The organism is Asticcacaulis sp. (assembly GCF_051954415.1).
Classification (GTDB): Bacteria; Pseudomonadota; Alphaproteobacteria; order Caulobacterales; family Caulobacteraceae; genus Asticcacaulis.
Genome location: NZ_JBQCHT010000026.1, coordinates 68,164 through 87,452, shown reverse-complemented (window position 1 = coordinate 87,452; position 19,289 = coordinate 68,164). Strand labels below are relative to the sequence as shown.

Annotated in this window: 11 protein-coding genes; 10 read left to right on the top strand and 1 reads right to left on the bottom strand. The window is 60.9% G+C overall.

Features of this window, described 5'->3' with window-relative positions:
• The first annotated feature begins 252 nt into the window (after positions 1-252).
• From ACTHND_RS09525 to ACTHND_RS09490, 8 genes are all read left to right on the top strand, one after another.
• Positions 253-1,278 carry an alpha/beta hydrolase gene (locus ACTHND_RS09525; protein ID WP_440177713.1) on the top strand — a complete coding sequence of 342 codons (1,026 nt, stop codon included), beginning with the start codon at positions 253-255 and terminating at the stop codon, positions 1,276-1,278.
• Positions 1,275-1,817: a DUF3237 domain-containing protein gene (locus ACTHND_RS09520; RefSeq protein WP_440177712.1), complete on the top strand. Its 543-nt coding sequence runs from the start codon at positions 1,275-1,277 to the stop codon at positions 1,815-1,817. Before ACTHND_RS09525 ends, ACTHND_RS09520 begins: the two co-directional genes overlap by 4 nt.
• Positions 1,818-1,929: 112 nt before the next feature.
• Positions 1,930-3,486, top strand: coding sequence for an alpha-N-arabinofuranosidase (locus ACTHND_RS09515; protein ID WP_440177711.1), 1,557 nt, complete (start codon positions 1,930-1,932; stop codon positions 3,484-3,486).
• Positions 3,487-3,544: 58 nt separating this feature from the next.
• Positions 3,545-5,629, top strand: coding sequence for an alpha-L-arabinofuranosidase (locus ACTHND_RS09510; RefSeq protein ID WP_440177710.1), 2,085 nt, complete (start codon positions 3,545-3,547; stop codon positions 5,627-5,629).
• Positions 5,630-5,652: 23 nt separating this feature from the next.
• On the top strand, positions 5,653-8,313 hold the full coding sequence (locus ACTHND_RS09505) for a glycoside hydrolase family 3 C-terminal domain-containing protein (protein WP_440177709.1): 2,661 nt from the start codon (positions 5,653-5,655) through the stop codon (positions 8,311-8,313).
• 3 nt (positions 8,314-8,316) lie between these two features.
• Positions 8,317-9,210: a hypothetical protein gene (locus ACTHND_RS09500; RefSeq protein WP_440177708.1), complete on the top strand. Its 894-nt coding sequence runs from the start codon at positions 8,317-8,319 to the stop codon at positions 9,208-9,210.
• Between the two features lie 13 nt (positions 9,211-9,223).
• On the top strand, positions 9,224-11,647 hold the full coding sequence (locus ACTHND_RS09495; protein WP_440177707.1) for a glycoside hydrolase family 95 protein: 2,424 nt from the start codon (positions 9,224-9,226) through the stop codon (positions 11,645-11,647).
• A 3-nt stretch (positions 11,648-11,650) separates the two neighbouring features.
• Positions 11,651-13,327, top strand: coding sequence for a tannase/feruloyl esterase family alpha/beta hydrolase (locus tag ACTHND_RS09490; RefSeq protein WP_440177706.1), 1,677 nt, complete (start codon positions 11,651-11,653; stop codon positions 13,325-13,327).
• A 3-nt stretch (positions 13,328-13,330) separates the two neighbouring features.
• Here ACTHND_RS09490 and ACTHND_RS09485 read toward each other — a convergent pair whose 3' ends face one another.
• Entirely contained in the window at positions 13,331-15,937 is a 2,607-nt protein-coding gene (locus ACTHND_RS09485) for a TIM-barrel domain-containing protein (RefSeq protein ID WP_440177705.1), read from the bottom strand.
• 189 nt (positions 15,938-16,126) lie between these two features.
• Between ACTHND_RS09485 and ACTHND_RS09480 the strand changes: the two genes are divergently transcribed.
• Together ACTHND_RS09480 and ACTHND_RS09475 are read left to right on the top strand one after the other, a co-directional pair.
• Positions 16,127-17,137, top strand: a complete 1,011-nt coding sequence (locus ACTHND_RS09480) for a zinc-binding alcohol dehydrogenase family protein (protein ID WP_440177704.1) — start codon at positions 16,127-16,129, stop codon at positions 17,135-17,137.
• Between the two features lie 13 nt (positions 17,138-17,150).
• Positions 17,151-19,025 carry a glycoside hydrolase family 97 catalytic domain-containing protein gene (locus ACTHND_RS09475; RefSeq protein WP_440177703.1) on the top strand — a complete coding sequence of 625 codons (1,875 nt, stop codon included), beginning with the start codon at positions 17,151-17,153 and terminating at the stop codon, positions 19,023-19,025.
• Positions 19,026-19,289: the final 264 nt, after the last annotated feature.

Below are 19,289 nucleotides of genomic sequence, written 5' to 3'. Positions count from 1 at the left end.
TCCGTCAATCAGGTTTGGTTCCGGTTTTCGCCAAAATGAGAAATAAATTTGCTTCTTTTCATGAATTTAAACAGGCTAAATTTAAATAATAATTTGATTTTAATGGGGAAAATAGAAATTTCCCGACTTTAAAATATTCTGCTAATAAAAAAAGCTTCCAAAATTGGGTTGGGTGAATGAATTCGTGCCTTGATTTTTAGCGGATATTGTCGGAGGAAATAAGAAAGAGATAAAAATTCCAGGGAGGATGGTATGCGGCGGCTGTTATCAAGCCTGTGCGTGGTTCTGGCTGTGGTCATTGCGCACCCTGTGGCCGCGCAATCAGTGCGGACCGAGCAGATTACGGTTCACAGTCAGGCCCTGGAAGGCAATCTCGAAGGCAATTCGCCTGACCGCAGCGTGACCGTCTATCTGCCGCCGGACTATGACAAGGACAGCCAGAAACGCTATCCGGTGATCTATGCCCTCCACGGCTATTCGATCAATAACGAGATATGGTCGAAGGAAATCAAAACGCCGCAGACAATCGAAGACGCCTATGCGGCCGGCGTGAAGGGCATGATTATTGTGCTGCCGAGTTCCCAGACCCTGCATAACGGCTCCATGTATTCCAGTTCGGCAACCACCGGCGACTGGGAGACGTTTATCTCGAAAGATCTGGTGGCCTATATTGACAGCCATTACCGCACACTGCCGCAACGGGAGAGCCGTGGCCTGGCGGGGCATTCCATGGGCGGCTACGGCACGATCCGTATTGGCATGAAGCACCCGGAAGTCTTCAGTGCGCTTTATGTCATGAGCCCGTGCTGTCTCTCGGCGCGCGGCGCGCCCTCGCCCGAAGAGGGGGTGGCGCTTGAAGCGGTGAAAACACCCGAGGAAGCCAAATCGCTCGGCTTTTTCGCCCGCGCCACCCTGGCAGTGTCTTCGGCCTGGTCTCCCAATCCCAATAATCCGCCCTTTTACATGGATTTGCCGACAAAGGGCGGTGTGGCGCAGCCGGATGTCATTGCGCGCTGGGCGGCGAATGCGCCCTTATCGATGGTGCATCAGTATATTCCGAACATGCGCCGCTATACAGCGATTGCCTTAGATGTCGGTGACCGCGACGGGCTCAAGACGGACACGAAAGCCCTGAGCGACACACTTACTGCCTATCATATCGTCAACAGCTTTGCGCTGTATGACGGAGATCACGTCAGTGGCGTGGCGGACCGCTTCCAGAATCATGTCCTGCCGTTCTTTGCCGCGCACCTGGCCTTTGGGCCAGCCAAGCCATGACCCGCCTTATCGCCCGATTTGGACGGCTGTGCGCGGCTGCTATAGCCGGCATCGTCTGGCTTGCGTTGCCTGCGCAGGCGCAGACCTCTGAGCCGCTGGCGCCGCATCTCGAATTTGTCTTCGAGGAAACCGTCCGTTTGGGCGAGGGGGTCAATCCGGGCCCGACGCCGATGGGTGAGCGCTATATCATTCCCATTACCGGTGGAACGTTTGATGGCCCAGGCGACGGTGCCGGCTTTAAGGGGATCGTACGGCCTGGCGGCTGGGACTGGCAGCTTAAGCGCGCCGATGGCTGCGTATGGGCGACGGCGGATTACATGCTTCAGACCGATGATGGCGCGGTGATCAATGTTCGCAACCAGGGGCCAATGTGCCCTCAGACGGCGTCTGAGTCTGCACCGATCCTGCTGACGCCCATCTTTGAAGCGCCGCTTGGCCGCTATCAGTGGCTCAATCAGTCGGCCTTCGTGGCGCGGCTGGGTATTGTGACACAAGACGGGAAACCGGCGGTGAAAATTCGTTTCTATCGCGCGCGATGATATGATCTTGGCGGCAGCTTGTTTTGTCACAAGATGGTAGCGCTATCATAATGGCGGCGTGAGCCGCAGCCAGAAAAAGCTCCACCAGGTGGGGTTGAAACAGGGAGGTACTATGAAGTCGATTGTTCTAACCGCAGCCGTATCAGTGGCTGCATTGACCGCGCCGGCAATGGCGCAGGATCGCGTTGCAGTCACGGTCGACGCCGCCCAGCCAGGCGCAAAGATCGATCGGCGGATTTTCGGCCAGTTCGCCGAGCATCTCGGCAGCGGCATTTATGAAGGAATCTGGGTCGGCAAGGACTCCGCCATCCCCAATACGCGCGGCATTCGTAACGATGTGGTGGCGGCGCTCAAGGCCATCAAGGTGCCGGTGGTGCGCTGGCCGGGCGGCTGTTTTGCTGACGAATATCACTGGCGCCGCGGCATCGGCCCCGAGCGCAAGGCGTCGATGAACGCCAACTGGGGCGGCGTGATTGAACCCAACACCTTCGGCACCGACGAGTTCTTCGATTTCGCTAATCAGGTCGGCGCCGAAGCCTATGTCTCGGTCAATGTCGGTTCCGCACCGGTGAGCGAGGCCGCCGAATGGCTGGAATATATGACGGCTTCAAAGGACGACGGCATCGGGGCGGAACGGGCGAAGAACGGCCACGCGGAGCCGTACAAGGTGGCCTTTGTCGGCCTCGGCAACGAAAGCTGGGATTGCGGCGGCGGCATGACGCCCGATTTCTATGTCAGCCAGATGAAGATGCACGCGCGCTTTGATCGCAACTATAATCCCGCCCAGCCGATGCAGCGCGTGGCGGTCGGACCGAACGGCGGCGACACGGCCTATACCGAAGCGGTCATGAAAGCCTATCAGGGCCGGAGCTGGGCGTGGGGCATAGAGGGTCTGTCGTTGCACTCCTATACGACGGGCGGCGGGTTCCCCGTCTCGCAAAAAGCCACCGGCTTCGGGGAAAAGGAATATGCGGTCATCCTGAAGGATACCCTGGGCATGGAGGATCTGGTCACCAGACACTCAGCGATCATGGACAAGTACGATCCGGAGAAGAAGGTCGCGCTGGTGGTTGACGAGTGGGGCGCGTGGTATGCGCCGACGCCCGGCACCGATCCCGGCTTCCTGATGCAGCAGAACACCCAGCGCGACGCGTTGCTGGCTGCGCTCAACATCAACATCTTCGCCCGTCACGCCGATCGCGTCCGCATGGCCAACATCGCCCAGATGATCAATGTGCTGCAAGCCATGATCCTGACCGACAAGGAGAAGATGCTGCTGACGCCGACCTACCACGTCTTTGAAATGTATGTGCCCTTCCAGGACGCGACCTTCATCCCGGTCAAGCTGGATGCCGGCACATATACCTACGGCGATATCAGCCTGCCGCGGGTCGATGCGATTGCAGCGAAGGGCGCCGACGGCAAGCTCTACGTGTCGCTGACCAATATCGATCCGAACCGGCCTGTGGAAATCGACACCGCCTTCCTGGGCGTCAAGGCGAAGTCCGTGACCGGCAAGACCCTGGCGGCGCCGAAGATGGATTCTGCCAATACCTTCGATGCGCCGAATACGGTCGCGCCCAAGCCGGCAGCGGTCAAGCTCAAGGACGGCCAGGCGGTTGTCCAACTCGCCCCGTCATCCGTCACAGTCATCGCCATTAGTTTGTAACCACCAAGGCCCGCTGATGTTCGGCGGGCCGTCTTCTTTTCCTGGATTAGAGGTTACCATGCACACCGACAACAAACTCACCCTGTCGCGCCGCCAGGCCCTTCTGACCGGCGCCACCGCCAGTCTGTTCGCCAGCTTTCCGGCCCTGTCTCAAACCCGGTCTTCCATTGCTTCGACGATCCTCACCGGCCAGGCAGGTGCGCCGATCAATCCGTTTATTTACGGCGGATTCCTTGAACACATCGGCAATCTGATTAATCACAGCCTGTGGAGCGAGGTGCTCGACGACCGCAAGTTCTTCAACGTCATCAGCAGCAAGCCCGCGCCTCAGCCGCAAGGGCAGGCGGGCCGTATGCGCGATATGAACGCGTGGGTGCCGGTCGGGCCGGACAGTGCCGTCACCATGGATACCGCCGCGCCCTATGTCGGCGAACAGTCGCCGGTCATCGCGCTGGCAGGCGCGGAGGCGCGCGGCATTGCCCAGTCGGGTCTGGTTCTGGCCAAAAAGGACTATACCGGACGGGTGGTGATTGCCGCCGATGGCCAGGTCGATATTGCCGCCACCCTGATCTGGGGCGAGGGCGCCACTGACCGCCAGGCGGTGAAAATCGCCGCAGGCAAGGATTGGAACACGGTGCCGCTGCGGTTCTCCTGTCCGGTAGATACGCAAACCGCGCGCCTGGAAATCACCGGAACGGGCACGGGGGCTTTCCGGCTCGGCGCCGTGTCGCTGATGCCAGCCGATAATATCAAGGGCTTCCGCGCCGATACCATTGCCCTGATGAAGGAAATCGACTGCAAGATTCTGCGCATTCCGGGCGGTAATTTTATCTCCAGCTACGACTGGAAAAACACCATCGGCGATCCGGACAAGCGCCCGCCGATTCTTGACCCAGTGTGGAACTTCCCGCAGCCGAACGATGTCGGTGTCGATGAACTGCTGCAGATGTGCCAGTTGATTAACGCCGAACCGAGCTGGTCTGTCAGCACCGGCTTTGATGAGCCGCGTTCGGGGGCGGAACAGGTCGAATATATCAACGGCGCCGCCGATACCGACTGGGGCGCCAAACGCGCCGCCAATGGCCACCCGGAGCCCTATCGCGTCAAATACTGGAACATCGGCAATGAAATGTACGGCCACTGGCAGATGGGCCACATCCCGATGAAGCAGTATGCCATCAAGCACACCCTGTTTGCCGACGCCATGCGCAAGGTCGATCCGTCGATCTTTATCATCGCGCCGGGCGGCTTCGCCGATGAAATGACGACGGGGCAGGGCATCTTCATCGAGGGCCAGCCCCAGGTTGAATTCGGATCGGAGCGCGACTGGGCCTATGGCATGTTCGCCAATGCCTGGGGCAAGTTCGACGCCCTGGCTACCCACGCCTATCCGCCGGAAAACAAGAAGTTCGATATCAAGACCGGCAAGCTGTTCGATGTCGAGCGTCCGCTCGTCGAATGGGCGCGTCAGCCGGCCAATCGTGTGCTGACCATGGTGGAATGCTGGGAAGAGTACAAGCGCCGCTTCCCGAAGTTGAACGAGGGCAAGGTCAAGGTCTTCTTCGACGAATATGCCTACAGCTTCCGGCAAAATCTGAAAACCTGCCTGGCCCTGGGCATGTGCCTGCACGAATTCTTCCGCCATACCGATTTCATCGACATGGCGGGCTACACCATGGCCACCGGCTGGATGGATTTCGACCGCACGCGCTCGGTGATCAGCGCCACCGGCCGGATGTATCAGATGTACAACCAGCACTTCGGGACCATTCCCGTGGCCGTGACCGGCAATTCGCCGGTGCCGGCGCCGGAATATCCGGCCGGGGGCGACCAGCCGCGCGTTAATGCCGGCAGCGCCACCTATCCACTTGATCTTTCCGCTGCTTTGACGGCGGACCGTAAGAGCCTGGTGGTGGCGGTGGTCAATGCGACGGAGCAGCCGCAAAGCCTTCAGCTCAGCCTCGAAGGTTTCAAGGCGCGTAAGACGGGACGCTGCTGGAAACTGACCGGCAACGGTCTGGAAGCGCAAAACCAGGTGGGCAAGGCCCCGGAGGTCGTGGTCGCCGAAAGTACATTCAATGCGACGGCAGGACTGAAGATCGCGCCGATCAGCGTCGAGCTGTACGAATTCACGAGAGCTTAGGCGGAAAAAACAGGGAAACGAAAATGAAAAGAATTCAAATGCCAAAGGCCGCCTGTCGAAGCATGGCCGCTTCAGCCATTGCCTTACTGGTGTGTATGGGCGCGGCCGCTCACGCGCAGAACCCGCTCGATCGCCCGCCTTATCAGGATACGACCCGCACGCCGGAGCAGCGCGCCGCCGATCTGGTATCGCGCATGACTCTGAGCGAGAAGGCCGCCCAGCTCATCAATGACGCGCCGGCGATTCCGCGTCTCGGTATCCGCGAATACAACTGGTGGAACGAAGGGCTGCACGGGGTGGCCGCCGCCGGCCATGCCACTGTCTTCCCGCAGGCGGTCGGCCTGGCCGCCACCTTCGACGCGCCGCTCGTCCATCAGGTCGCTGATACGGTCAGCGTCGAGTTCCGCGCCAAGTATCTGGAAAGCCGCCATCGCTTCGGCGGTACCGACTGGTTCCGCGGACTGACCGTATGGTCGCCCAATATCAATATCTTCCGTGATCCGCGCTGGGGTCGTGGTCAGGAAACCTATGGCGAAGACCCATATCTGACGGCGCGCATGGGGGTGGCCTATGTCGAAGGCCTGCAAGGCGACGATCCACTCTATTACCGCACGGTGGCGACGCCCAAGCATTACGCCGTTCATAGCGGACCGGAGGCCGGACGTCACCGCGATAATGTCTCGCCGTCGCGCTATGATCTCGAAGATACCTATCTGCCGGCTTTCCGGGCGACGATCACCGAAGGCAAGGCCGGGTCCATCATGTGTGCCTATAATGCCATCGACGGCCAGCCGGCCTGCGCCAATGACGACCTGCTGGTGACCCACCTGAGAAAGGACTGGGGCTTCAAGGGCTTTGTCGTGTCAGACTGTGACGCCGTCGGCGACATCTATTACAAGACTTCGCACTTCTACCGCCCGACGCCGGAAGAGGGGGTTACCGCCGCCTATCTGGCCGGCACCGATCTGATCTGCGGTAATGCCAACGAGGCCGACCACGTCATCGACGCGGTCAGTCACGGGCTGTTGCCGGAGAGCGCGGTCGATACGGCGCTGGTCCGGCTGTTCACGGCACGCTTCCGCCTTGGCCAGTTTGATCCGCCGGCCAAGGTTTTCCCCGCCATCACACCGGCGGATTACGACACCCAGGCGAACCGCGACTTTTCGCAGCATGTCGCCGAAGCCGCCATGGTCTTGCTGAAGAACGACGGCAACCTGCTGCCGCTGAAGGCCGCGCCGCGGTCGATCGCCGTCATCGGGCCCAATGCTGATTCGATCGACTCACTCGTCGGCAACTATAACGGCGATCCCTCGAATCCGGCGACGGTTCTGGCGGGGATACGGGACCGCTTCCCCGACACCACCGTTCGCTACGCGCAAGGGACGGGCCTGATCGATCCGGTCATGACCGCTGTCCCTGACAGCGCCTTCTGCCGTGACACTACCTGCAACGAGGCCGGCGTCACCGCCAGCCACTTCGCTTCGCCGGAGATGACCGGCACACCGCAGACCGCCGCTGAGCCCGGCGCACGCCTGGCGTGGAGCGGCGAACAGCGCAGCGGCGCAGCCCGCTATGATGGCTACCTGACCGCGCCGGAAAGCGGCGAGTACCGCTTCCGTTACGATGCCGACGGCGGATACCGCATCTGGATCAATGACCAGCTTGTCGTTGATGCCTGGCGGGTCGACTGGCGTCCCTCCATCGCCACCGGCGCCATTCGCCTGGAAGCGGGCAGCCACAACAAGATTCGCGTCGAGGCGTTCCAGCGCCAGGCGAAGGGTGACGAGAAGCTGGTCTGGAGCCTGCCCTCCGATACCGGCGCGCAGGACGCCGTGGCCGCCGCCAATGCCTCCGACGTGGTGATCTTCGTCGCCGGCCTGTCTCAGCGGGTCGAGGGCGAGGAAATGCACGTCGAAACGCCGGGTTTCTCGGGCGGCGACCGAACGAGCCTCGATCTGCCGCCCGTCCAGCAAAAGCTGCTGGAGCAGGTGACGGCCGCTGGCAAGCCGGTGGTGCTGGTGCTGACCAATGGCAGCGCGCTTGGCGTCAGCTGGGCGGATAAAAACGTGCCGGCTATAGTCGAGGCCTGGTATCCGGGCGGTCAGGGCGGAGCGGCCGTGGCGCGGCTGATCGCCGGCGATTATAGTCCGGCGGGCCGCCTGCCGATCACCTTCTATCGCTCGGTCGATCAGTTGCCAGCCTTCAGCGACTACAGCATGAAGGGCCGTACCTATCGTTATTTCAAGGGCGAGGCGCTCTATCCTTTCGGCTACGGGCTATCCTACACGCGCTTCAGCTATGCGCCTGCGAAACTGTCGGCCAGCAAGGTCAGTGGAAGCGGTGAAGTCACGGTCTCGGTTGACGTCACCAACAGGGGCCAGATCGATGGGGACGAAGTGGTTCAGCTTTACCTCAGCCATCCGGGAGAAAAGGACGTTCCGATCCGCGCCCTGGCCCGGTTCGACCGCGTCCATCTCAAGGCAGGTGAGACAAAGACGGTCAGCTTCACGCTCGACAGCCGCGCCCTCAGTACGGTCAATCTGGATGGGTCACGCTCGGTGAAACCGGGCAAGGTCAATATCTGGCTGGGCGGCGGGCAGCCGCAGCAACGCGCCGGCCTGACCAAGGCAGCGGGCGTGGCGGCCGCGATCACCGTCACCTCCGGCCAGTCGCTGGAGCCTTGATCGATGCGCACGAAACTGAAAAAAGCCTTCGGACTCCTGTGTGGATTAGCCATGGTCTCCGTTGCCGGGAATGCGCTTGCTGGCGAAGGCACAGGCGCCTACCCCGCCGTTTTTGAAGAAGATGCGGGCCTGCCGGACCATGTCGTCTATCGTCCGGAAAACCTGGCAGCGGTGAAAGACGGCGCGCTTGGCGTCTATGTGTTCGGCAATGGCGGATGCAGCACCGATGGCACCAGTTCGCGCAATCACCTGCTGGAAATCGCCTCTCATGGCTATCTGGTGATCGCGCCGGGTGTCATCCCGTCGCAGCATCCCAAGCCTGCGACGGCCCCGCCTGGCAACGGTCAGCTAAAGGCGCCGACCGCGCCCGAAGCCCTGACCGAGGCCATCGACTGGGCGGTGCGCGAAAATGACCGGCAGGGCAGCCCCTATTATCATCGCCTGGCGCCCGGCAAGATCGCGGCGTCGGGCTGGAGTTGCGGTGGATTGCAGGCCATCGCCATCGCCAAAGACCCGCGCATCTCGACCTTCGTCATCATGAACAGCGGCGTTTTTAACGGGGCAAATCCGATCGCCGGCTTAAACGTCGACAAGTCGATGCTGGCCGATCTGCATGGTTCGGTGATTTACGTCATGGGCGGGCCCAGCGACATCGCCTACGCCAATGGTCGTGACGACTACAGCCGTATCTCGCATATTCCGGCCGCCTATATCGACATTCCCGTCGGGCACGGCGGCACCTATATGGAGCCCAATGGCGGGATTGGCGCCGAGGTCGTCACCGCCTGGCTGAACTGGCGGCTCAAGGGCGATGCGACGGCCGCCAGCCAGTTTGCCGGTGACGGTTGCGGTTACTGCACCGACAAGCGCATTGTTTACGAACACAAGAATTTCTGACGGGAGATCGACCATGGAGTTGCCGGACGGACCATCGCGTCGCGCTGTACTTTCGGGCGTCGCGGCGCTTTCGCTGGCGCCGGCGCTTCCGGCAATTGCCGGGCCAAAAGCCAGCGACAACCGGTTGTGGTATCGCCAGCCGGCGGCGCGCTGGGAGGAGGCCCTGCCGATCGGCAACGGTCGGCTGGGCGCCATGGTCTTCGGCCGAACGGGGCAGGAGCGGTTGCAACTCAATGAAGACACCCTGTGGTCCGGCGGCCCCTATACGCCGGATAGCCCGGATGCGCTGGCGGCGCTGCCGGAGGTGCGCAAACTGATTGCCGAAGGTCGCTATAAGGAGGCCACCGACCTGGCCAGCGCGAAAATGATGGCGCGCCCCCTGTCACAGATGGCCTATGGAACGCTCGGCGACCTGTTATTGACCTTCGACGAAGCCGTTGTTCCCGACCGGTATGAGCGCGGGCTCGATCTGGAAACGGCGATTGCCGGTGTCAGCTACCGCACGGCATCGGGTGCGATCCGGCGTGAGGTCTTTGCGTCCGCGCCGGATCAGGTGGTGGTCGTGCGGCTCGAAGCCGAGGGCAGGCGCCTCGGTTTCGATCTCGCCTATCGCGGGCCGCGGGAACTGAAATATACCGCGGCGAATTACAGCGGTTCCGCGACCAGTCTGGCGGCAGACATCGCGACGGACTGGATGCAGCATGAAGACCCGGGAACGAACGGTGACGATATCCGTATCCGCCCGGACGGCACAAATGTCTGGCTGATCACCGGCAGAAACGCTGCCAGCCAGGGTATACCGGCCGGCTTGAGCTTTGCCCTTCGTGTCCAGGTGAGTACGGACGGTCAGGTCTCGGTTTCCGATTCCGCTTTTTCCGTCAAAGGGGCGCGCACCGCAACCCTGCTGATCTCGGCGGCGACCAGCTATATCAATTTCCGCGATACCAGCGGCGATCCCGTGGCTATCGTGCGCCGGCAAGGCGAAGCGGCGGCACGAAAATCATACGCAATGCTTCGGCGGGACCATATCAGCGACTATCAATCCCTGTTTGCCGGTTTTACAGTCGATCTCGGATGCGGCGCCAGTGCGGACCTGCCGACCGACCAGCGCATCGTGGCGGCGGAGGCAGCAGACGATCCGGCGCTGGCCGCCCTTTACCTGCAATATGCCCGCTATCTGCTTATTTCGTCATCACGCCCCGGCACGCAGCCGGCCAACCTGCAAGGGATCTGGAATGAAGGGACGAACCCGCCCTGGGGCAGCAAATACACCATCAACATCAATACCGAGATGAACTACTGGCTGGCTGGGCCTGCCGGCCTGTCGCCCTGCGTTGAGCCGTTGCTGCGCCTGACCGAGGAACTGGCGGTCAGCGGCGCCGGCACGGCGAAGACGATGTACAATGCCAGGGGCTGGGTGGCGCACCATAACACCGACCTGTGGCGCGCGGCCGCGCCGATCGACGGACCGTTATGGGGGCTGTGGCCGTGCGGTGGGGCCTGGCTGTGCAACACTCTGTGGGACCAGTACGATTACAGCCGCGATGCAGCCATGCTGTCGCGCCTCTATCCCCTGATGCGCGGCGCATCGCTGTTTTTCCTCGACACCTTGATCGAAGATCCCAAGGGGCGCGGGCTGATCACATCGCCATCGGTTTCACCCGAAAACAGCCATCCCTTCGGCTCTTCGGTGTGCGCCGGTCCGGCCATGGACCGCCAGATCGTCCGCGACCTGTTCCATCATACGGTAGCTGCCGGCATGGCGCTGGGCCGCGACGCTGAGCTGCTTACAACAATCGAAGCCACGGCGGCGCGCATTGCACCGGACCGCATCGGCAAGACCGGGCAGTTCCAGGAGTGGCTGGAAGACTGGGACGACGCCGCCCCGGAACCGCAGCACCGCCATATTTCCCACCTCTATGCGCTTTTCCCCAGTTCCCAGGTCAATCCGCGCGATGCGCCGGAACTGGTCAAGGCGGCTCAGGTCACGCTTGAACGCAGGGGCGATCTGTCGACAGGCTGGGCCACGGCCTGGCGGATAAACTGCTGGGCGCGGACGGGCGAGGGCGACCATGCCCACCTGATCCTGAAATCCCTGCTCGGGCCGCAGCGCACCTATCCCAACATGTTCGACGCCCATCCGCCATTCCAGATCGACGGCAATTTCGGCGGCGCCATGGGAATCGTGGAGATGATCGTGCAGTCGTGGGGCGGCGAGATTCACCTGCTGCCGGCCCTGCCGTCGGCCTGGCCTTCGGGCCGGCTGGAGGGTCTGCACGCGCGCGGAAATATCAGGCTGGATATCGCCTGGACCGGCGGCAAGCTGACGGCGCTCAAGGTCTACGGCCGGCCGGCGCAGGAGGTCGTCCTGCGCCACAGCGGTGACATCCGCACGGTCCGGCTTGACAGCCGCGGCATCTACCAAATGAAAGCCTGAACCATGCGCCTGTTTCTGACCGTCATCTTCGCTTTGTTTGCCGCCCAGACGTCGCTGGTGCGTGCCGCCGATACTCAGCCTGTGTGCAAGGCTCTGGCTGGGCGAACCATCGCCTGGTCCGGCGACGCGGCGCGCATTATCAGCGCCGCGCCGGTGGCCGCGACAGCCGATCTTCCCGCCCACTGCGACCTTGCAGGCATCATGCACGAGCGCCAGGGACGCTTCGGTCAGGTCTATGCCATCCGCTTCCATATGCGCCTGCCGCAGGCCTGGAATGAGCGCATGGTGTTCCAGGGCGGAGGCGGCAGCAATGGCGATATCGGCGATGCCCTGGGGCATGTGTCTTCGGTGGGGCCAGTGGCGCTGGCCATGGGGTATGCCGTCATCAGTCAGGATTCCGGCCATGACAACGCGACCAACAGCGACCCGGCGCTAAACGGTGCCCTGGCGTTTGGTTTCGATCCGCAGGCGCGTGCCGATTATGGTCATGCTTCGCTGAAAGCATCCGCAGAGGCAGCAAAAGCCGTACTTCGGGCGGCCTACGGGCATGGACCGAAATTCAGTTATTTCATTGGCTGTTCCAAAGGCGGTCAGGAAGGTATGGTCTTCGCCCAGCTTTACCCCGATCTTTTCGATGGCATTATTGCCTCGGCGCCGGGCTTTGCCCTGCCACGCGCGGCCGTGGCCGAAGCGTGGGATGTTCAGGCCTTCGCTTCACTGGCCGGACCGCGAGATGCCGTGAAAATGGGTGATCTTACCAACACCTTTTCCTCCGCTGATTTCGCCCTTGTGAGAAGCGCCATTCTGGAAGCGTGCGACGGCGATGACGGGCTGCAGGACGGCATGGCATCGAATATCACCGCCTGCACCAATGCCAGGGTGCAGACCACGCTGCAAAAGCGCGTGTGTGCAGGCGGGAAAACCGATGCCTGCCTGACGCCGAGCCAGGCCGCCGTTTTGCAGAAAGTTATTGACGGGCCGACCACCTCGGCCGGCGCCCGCATCTATAGTGACTGGGCCTGGCCGTCATCGATCAATGCGCCCGAATGGCGCATGTGGAAGATCGGTTCGGAAAACGGCCAGATACCACCGCTGAATGTCATCCTGGGTGGTCCGGCCCTGGCTTCAGCCTTTACGACACCGCCGGTCGCCCTGGGATCGCCGGATGCCCTTCTGGCATACCAGTTGAATTTCAATTTCGACCGGGATGCCGCCGGTATCTACGCCGTCGCTGAACCCTTTACGCGCTCCGCGTGGGACGATGTGGGCGCGCGGTCGACGGACCTGTCGGCATTTCGTGCGCGCCATGGTCGGATGGTCGTGGCGCATGGCGAGTCAGACCCGGTATTCTCATTGAAAGACACATTGAACTGGTTCGATGATGTGAACGCGGCCAATGGCGGCCACGCAGCGGATTTCGTCCGGGTATTTCCGGTTCCCGGCATGTGTCACTGCGGTGGCGGCAGCGCAACCGACCAGTATGACCTGTTCACAGCCCTGGTGACCTGGGTAGAGCAGGGGCAGGCGCCGCAGAGTATCGTTGCGGCAGCCGGACCTGCCACGCCATGGCCGGGACGCACGCGCCCGCTGTGCGTCTATCCGCAATGGGCCAAATACACAGGCGGCAATCCCGAAACCGCGTCCAGCTTTCAATGTGTGGCGCAGGCCGGCGGCACCTGAAGATTATTCGCCGAGGCGAATGCGAAGCGGCCGGCCGGTATAGGTCACCGCGAGGTCGGGAGCCTGGCTTAACGGAGAATGCCCCTCAGCGGCGAGACGGATGCGGAGCTGTTTCTCTTTGGCCATGCCGTCAAACCGGCCTGTGCGTGCGCCTATGATCAGCTCTTTGCTGTTCTCACTCCAGGACAGGGGAATAAGACTGTAAGCGCCCGCTTCGTAACTGTAGGTGAGGCCGTCATCCTCATAGAGCTCTAAGTGTCCATCCTGTCCGGGGAAAATCACAATGTCCATAACCTGGCCAGTGATGTCGGCGGTGGACTGAACCTCCGGGCCCAGCGGCAGGATCGTGCCTGCGCGAGCGTGAAGCGGTATCTGCGACAGGGGAGAGGAGACGAGATGCGTCTCGCCCCCTGCGCGGTGGGCGCCGGTCCACAGATCGAACCAGCCACCCGGCGATTGCGGCAGGTAAACCGGCCAGGTGGTCGCGTCCGGAGCGGTGACCGGTGCCACAAGAAAGGCCGGGCCGAACATAAAGCTGTGCACCTGGTCCAGGGCTTTTTCGTCGCTCCTGAAATCGAAGACCAGCGGGCGCAGTAAAGGCATCCCCCTGCGATTGGCCATGGCGCCCAGACTGTAGATGTAAGGGAAGAGACGGTAGCGGAGGTTGAGATAGTCGCGCGCCACGTTTTCAACCGCTTCACCGTACCGCCAGAATTCGGTATCCGTCATATAGCCGTGAACACGTTGCAACGGCAGGAAGGTGGCGTACTGGAACCAGCGGATAAAACGTTCGTGGTAGGCGCTGTCGCTATATTGCGACGGGCCGGGGCGGAAGAAGCCGCCGGCATCGACCGTCCAGTAAGGATAGCCAGCCGCCGCCATGTTGAGGCCCGCCGGTATTTGCCGTTTCAGCGTTTCCCAGTCATTGCCGATATCGCCCGACCAGGTGGCGGCGCCGTAGCGTTGTTGTCCGGGAAACGCCGAGCGCGTCAGGATAAATACCCGACGGTCGGGGAAGTCGCGGCGCTGGCCTTCATATACGGTCCTCGACACCTGCAGAGGATAGCTCAGGCGGACATGCTCTCCCTTGCCGGCATGGGTCTGGCGCCCGACCAGATCGTCGTTTTCCGGCTCCGTCGCATCCTGCCACCAGGCATCGATGCCGAGCGCCGCCAGCCGCGTGCTCTGGTTCTGCCAATAGAAGGCGGCGGCGGCCGGATTGAAGAAATCGATCCAGTCGGAGTCGGGGATATAGAAGCCCTTCGACGCCATGGCCTTGCCGAGTTCGGCCTTGCGATCGACCTTTGACCAGACCGACAGCATGAAGCGCATGTCGAGACCATGCAGCGCCGTGACGAGGCCCGCCGGATCGGGGTACTGGGTTTCATCGAAGCGCATGGCGTTCCAGCCATGTTTGCCCCAGTATTGCCAATCCTGCACCATGACGTCGACCGGCAGTTGCCGCTGGCGAAACTCATGAGCGGTGTCGAGGATTTCCTGCGCGGATTTGAAGCGCTCGCGGCAGTGGATATAGCCGTAGGCCCATTTCGGCAGGATCGGTGCCGCGCCGGTGAGTTGCCGGTAGTCTGCCATGATGTCCGAAGCATCAGGACCGGCGATGACGACATAATCGATCGCCTCGGCGACATCGGACCGCCAGACCGTGCGGTCTTCCGCTTTGTCGTAAGAAATGGAGGGACTGTCGTCCGCATTCGCCCGGACGGTCAGGGTGTGTGGGCCGGGCTCCAGTTCGGCCAGGAAACTGGTGGTCGGCGGCAGCCACAGGTTTGACAGATCGCTGTAAACCTTGCCGTCGATTTCGACAAAGTGCCGTGAGGCCATCTTGCGGCCGATATCGAGCTGAAAGGCATAACGACCGGGCGCATCGACATGGATTTCGCCGCGGAATTCCGCTTCGGTCCGCGTCAGTTGCGCATTGCCGGCGCCTGTCGTTACATCGACGACCTGCCCCTGCTTTTCGGTATCGACGCGAGCAAGTTGAACGCGCCGGGCGGGTGGATTGACATCGCTTCGCCCTTCGTTAAGCCACATCAGGCCGTAGCCGCGGCTCGACAAGAGGAATGGCAGGCTGATCTGGGTATTGACCTGGGTCAGGCGGCGCGGGAGCTGGCGGATATCGAGCGCGCCATCCTGAAAACAGCCGGTGCCGAAGATGCGTTCATCTGGCGGCGAATCGAACGCCTGCTCGGCGATAAAGACATCTTCGTCACCCAGTTTCGAGGCTTCGAGACGCCGGCCATCGGGCAATTCGCTGACGAGGACATTACTCTTTCCATCGAGGAAGGTCAGGTGGCCATCCGTTAGGTCGATATCACAGATAATGCCTGGCAGGCGGAGACGAACCTTGCCATCTGCCGTCTGCGTTTGAGCGCGCGGTTGCTGCTCTTGAGGCAGAAGAATGCGATCCGGCGCCGTCGTCAGCGGGGCCGTTCCCGGCGAAAAACGTACACGAAACGCCCGATCGGTCAGGGCAAATATCTGCAAGGTGCCGTTTTCCCGGACATCCATATAATCCGCGCGGCGTGACGGTATTTCCTTTGCCTGCGTACTTACTGCCGCCACGCCGGCCAGCGCAGCGGTACCAGTCAAAAAGGTGCGCCGGGTAGGGGGCTTGGCCGATAGATTAAGAGAGGTCATTCCTTAGCCTGTTGTTTTTCTTGTATTTTATTGCGTTTTTCGTTCCGGCTTTCGCATAAGCAAGCGAATTCCAATACATGATATTGCAATCTGATATTATCCTATATAAAAGTAAATTCCATATAAGGAAATAGATTCAAGATGCTCGCCATATCCTGCAACAAGCCGTTTGATCTGAGCCTGGCTGAACGCCCCATGCCCGACCGCAGCGCCGGCGAGGTGCTGGTACGTGTCAGGCGCGTCGGCATGTGCGGAACAGATTTCCATATCTATTCCGGAAACCAGCCCTATCTCTCCTATCCCCGTGTCATGGGGCATGAACTGGCGGGCGAGGTGTGGGAAGCCGACCCGGCTTCGGGTCTGCGAACCGGTGCGACCGTGACAATCAATCCCTATTTCCGCTGCAAGACGTGCCATGCCTGCCAGATGGGCAAGCCGAATTGCTGTATGAATATCCGCGTCATGGGCGTCCATATCGATGGCGGCCTGGCGGAATTCGTTGCGGTTCCGGCAGAGGCGGTCATCGACGTAGACGGGTTGAGCCTGGAACAGGCGGCAATGGTCGAGTTTCTGGCGATCGGCCTGCACGCCGTCCGTCGTGGCAGCGTCACTTCGGTGGATCGGGTGCTTGTGGTTGGCGCCGGCGCCATTGGCATGGGCGTGGCGCTGTTTGCCAGAATGGCCGGTGCCCGTGTCCATGTCATCGATACCAATGACGGAAGGTTGAAACGCGCCCAGGGCGTGTGCCCCGACATCAAGACGGCGCTGGTGGACGACAGCATCGATGCCTGGTTGAGCGAGCGGACAGAGGGCAACATGTTCGACGCTGTTTTCGATGCTTCGGGAAGCGTCGCAGCCATAGAGAAAGGCTTTTCCTATGTAGCGCACGGCGGCCGCTATGTCCTGGTCAGCGTCGTCAGCCAGAACATCACCTTTTCGGATCCTGAATTTCACAAGCGCGAAATGCAGCTCATCGGCAGCCGCAACGCCATGAAGCATGATTTTCAAATGGTCATCGACATGATCAGGGGTGGTGCCATCCCCACCGAAAAGCTTCACACCCATTCGCTGGCCGCGGCGGAGATGCCGCAGAAGGTTCCGCAACTCATGGCGGCGCGCGGTGATCTTCTTAAAGCGATTGTAACCATCTGACCGGGAAAAAATGATGCTGGCATATCTCTTAACGGCGGCCGCTGCCGCCCAGATTGTTGTGTCGTCACCCGACGGCAAGGTCGAATTTCGTATCGCCCCGGACGGTTCGAGCTATGTCGCCGCGCGCAACCATGAGGATATCGCTTCCGGGAAGCTCGGTTTGCAACTGACCGGATCAGAGCGGTTTGCGCCCCTTATTCTGACCGGACACACGCACCACAGCGTAAATACGATCCACCCCCTGACCGCAACCAAGGCCGACCGGGCACCGGACGTCTATAACAGCGAAAGCCTGGTGTTCCGTCAAGCGTCCGGCCTGAAGCGCGAAATCACCTTCGAAGTCCGGGTCTATAATGAGGGCGTTGCCTGGCGTTATGATCTGTCCAAAGGCAGTGCGGTCAATCTGGCAAATGAGGACACGCAGTTCCGCCTGGCCGGTGATCCGAATTGCCTCGTTTCGGAATACAGCTCCTCCCACGAAAATTATTGGAATTCCGTCCGCGTCTCGCAACTCGATCCCGCCAAACTCTACGACTACCCCATGGTTTGCGCTTCCCCCGGTGGCGGCACACACTATGCCATCGTCCAGGCGGGCCTGTCGGGCTATGCCGGTTCGGCACTGAAGCCGGCAACGGAGGGTCTCAAGGTCGAGTTGTTTCCCCGCCCGGATCGCAAGGATGTGGCTGTGGCTTCGCCGGCTGGCCTGCAAAGCGGTTGGCGGGCTATTCTGATGGGCGATCGGGCAGGCGATCTGATCGAATCGAACCTGATCGGCAATCTGTCGGCGCAAGCCTCTGGCGATTTCAGTTGGGTCAAGCCCGGCAAGGTGGCGTGGGACTGGTGGTCCGGCCCCACCGTTGGCGAAAAGCCGACCATGGAGCGTTATCGTCGATTCATCGATTTCGCGGCCGAATCCGGCTTTCCCTATTTCCTGATCGATGCCGGCTGGGCGCTGAATACCGGGCCGTGCTGTGACGCTGACCCGCGGACCGACATCACAAAGGCTGAAGCGGGCATCGATATACCGGCGCTGGCGCAATATGCCGCGTCGAAAGGCGTCGGTCTGCTCCTCTGGGCGCACTGGAAGCACGTCGAGCCGCGCATGGACGAGGTGCTCGATACCTATCAGGCATGGGGTATCAAAGGGATCAAGGTCGATTTCCTGGAGCGCGATGACCAGGACATGGTCGCCTTCTACGAGCGGCTCGCCGCCGCCACGGCCAAGCGGCATATGCTGCTCGACATGCACGGCGCGTTTCCCCCGATGGGCTTGTCGAGAACCTATCCGAACTTCATCACCCAGGAAGGTGTTCTGGGGGCCGAGTACAACAAATTCGCCTGGGGGCAGGTAACGCCGTCGCACAATGTCAAACTGGCCTATACCCGGATGCTGCTGGGGCCGATGGATTACACGCCGGGCGGTTTCCGCAACTCGTATCCGGACACCTACGTACAGACGGAGGTCATGCCGTCCACACGATTCACCCGCGGCCAGGCTTTGGCCCAATACGTCGTCTACGACAGTCCGCTTCAGATGGTGTCGGATGATCCGTCTGCCTATCAAAACGCGACTGGATTTGATTTCATCAAGGCGGTGCCGACATCCTGGGACGAGACCCGTTTCATTGAAGGCACGCCGGACAGCTACGTCGTTATTGCCAGGCGCAAGGGTAGTGCCTGGTATGTCGGCGCCATGAACAACGAGATGGCGCGCGTCATAGACATACCGCTGACCTTCCTGGCGGATAAGACGCAGAACGCGGTGATATGGGCAGATGGAGCGAGCGCCAACCAGGTCGATCGCACAGCCAGAACCGTGTCAAAAGGTGAGGCGCTCAGCGTAAAAATGTCGGGCGGAGGCGGCGCCGTGATCATGATCACACCGTAAAGCGTCAACCCGCTGACGCGCCACATACCTTTGCATCGCCAGTTGCAGAGGGCGTTTTCCCCAAGGTTTCCTCTGGTGAACCTTGACAATTTGTGACGTCTTGATGGTTGAAATAATCAGACAATTTATTCCCTAATATTTATTTCTATTAGAAAAAATTATTTTTATTTTCGACTTATAGCTGCAAAGTTTAGAATTGGAAGGCGGTTGTCTGCTTCAATAAAGTGACTTCCTTATACTTATTTGCAATAAAAACAATAAAAT

Excerpts from the sequence above, each read along its gene's own strand:
- ACTHND_RS09525 (WP_440177713.1), top strand. The coding sequence starts at position 253 with ATGCGGCGGCTGTTATCAAGCCTGTGCGTGGTTCTGGCTGTGGTCATT.
- ACTHND_RS09520 (WP_440177712.1), top strand. The coding sequence starts at position 1,275 with ATGACCCGCCTTATCGCCCGATTTGGACGGCTGTGCGCGGCTGCTATA.
- ACTHND_RS09515 (WP_440177711.1), top strand. The coding sequence starts at position 1,930 with ATGAAGTCGATTGTTCTAACCGCAGCCGTATCAGTGGCTGCATTGACC.
- ACTHND_RS09510 (WP_440177710.1), top strand. The coding sequence starts at position 3,545 with ATGCACACCGACAACAAACTCACCCTGTCGCGCCGCCAGGCCCTTCTG.
- ACTHND_RS09505 (WP_440177709.1), top strand. The coding sequence starts at position 5,653 with ATGAAAAGAATTCAAATGCCAAAGGCCGCCTGTCGAAGCATGGCCGCT.
- ACTHND_RS09500 (WP_440177708.1), top strand. The coding sequence starts at position 8,317 with ATGCGCACGAAACTGAAAAAAGCCTTCGGACTCCTGTGTGGATTAGCC.
- ACTHND_RS09495 (WP_440177707.1), top strand. The coding sequence starts at position 9,224 with ATGGAGTTGCCGGACGGACCATCGCGTCGCGCTGTACTTTCGGGCGTC.
- ACTHND_RS09490 (WP_440177706.1), top strand. The coding sequence starts at position 11,651 with ATGCGCCTGTTTCTGACCGTCATCTTCGCTTTGTTTGCCGCCCAGACG.
- ACTHND_RS09480 (WP_440177704.1), top strand. The coding sequence starts at position 16,127 with ATGCTCGCCATATCCTGCAACAAGCCGTTTGATCTGAGCCTGGCTGAA.
- ACTHND_RS09475 (WP_440177703.1), top strand. The coding sequence starts at position 17,151 with ATGCTGGCATATCTCTTAACGGCGGCCGCTGCCGCCCAGATTGTTGTG.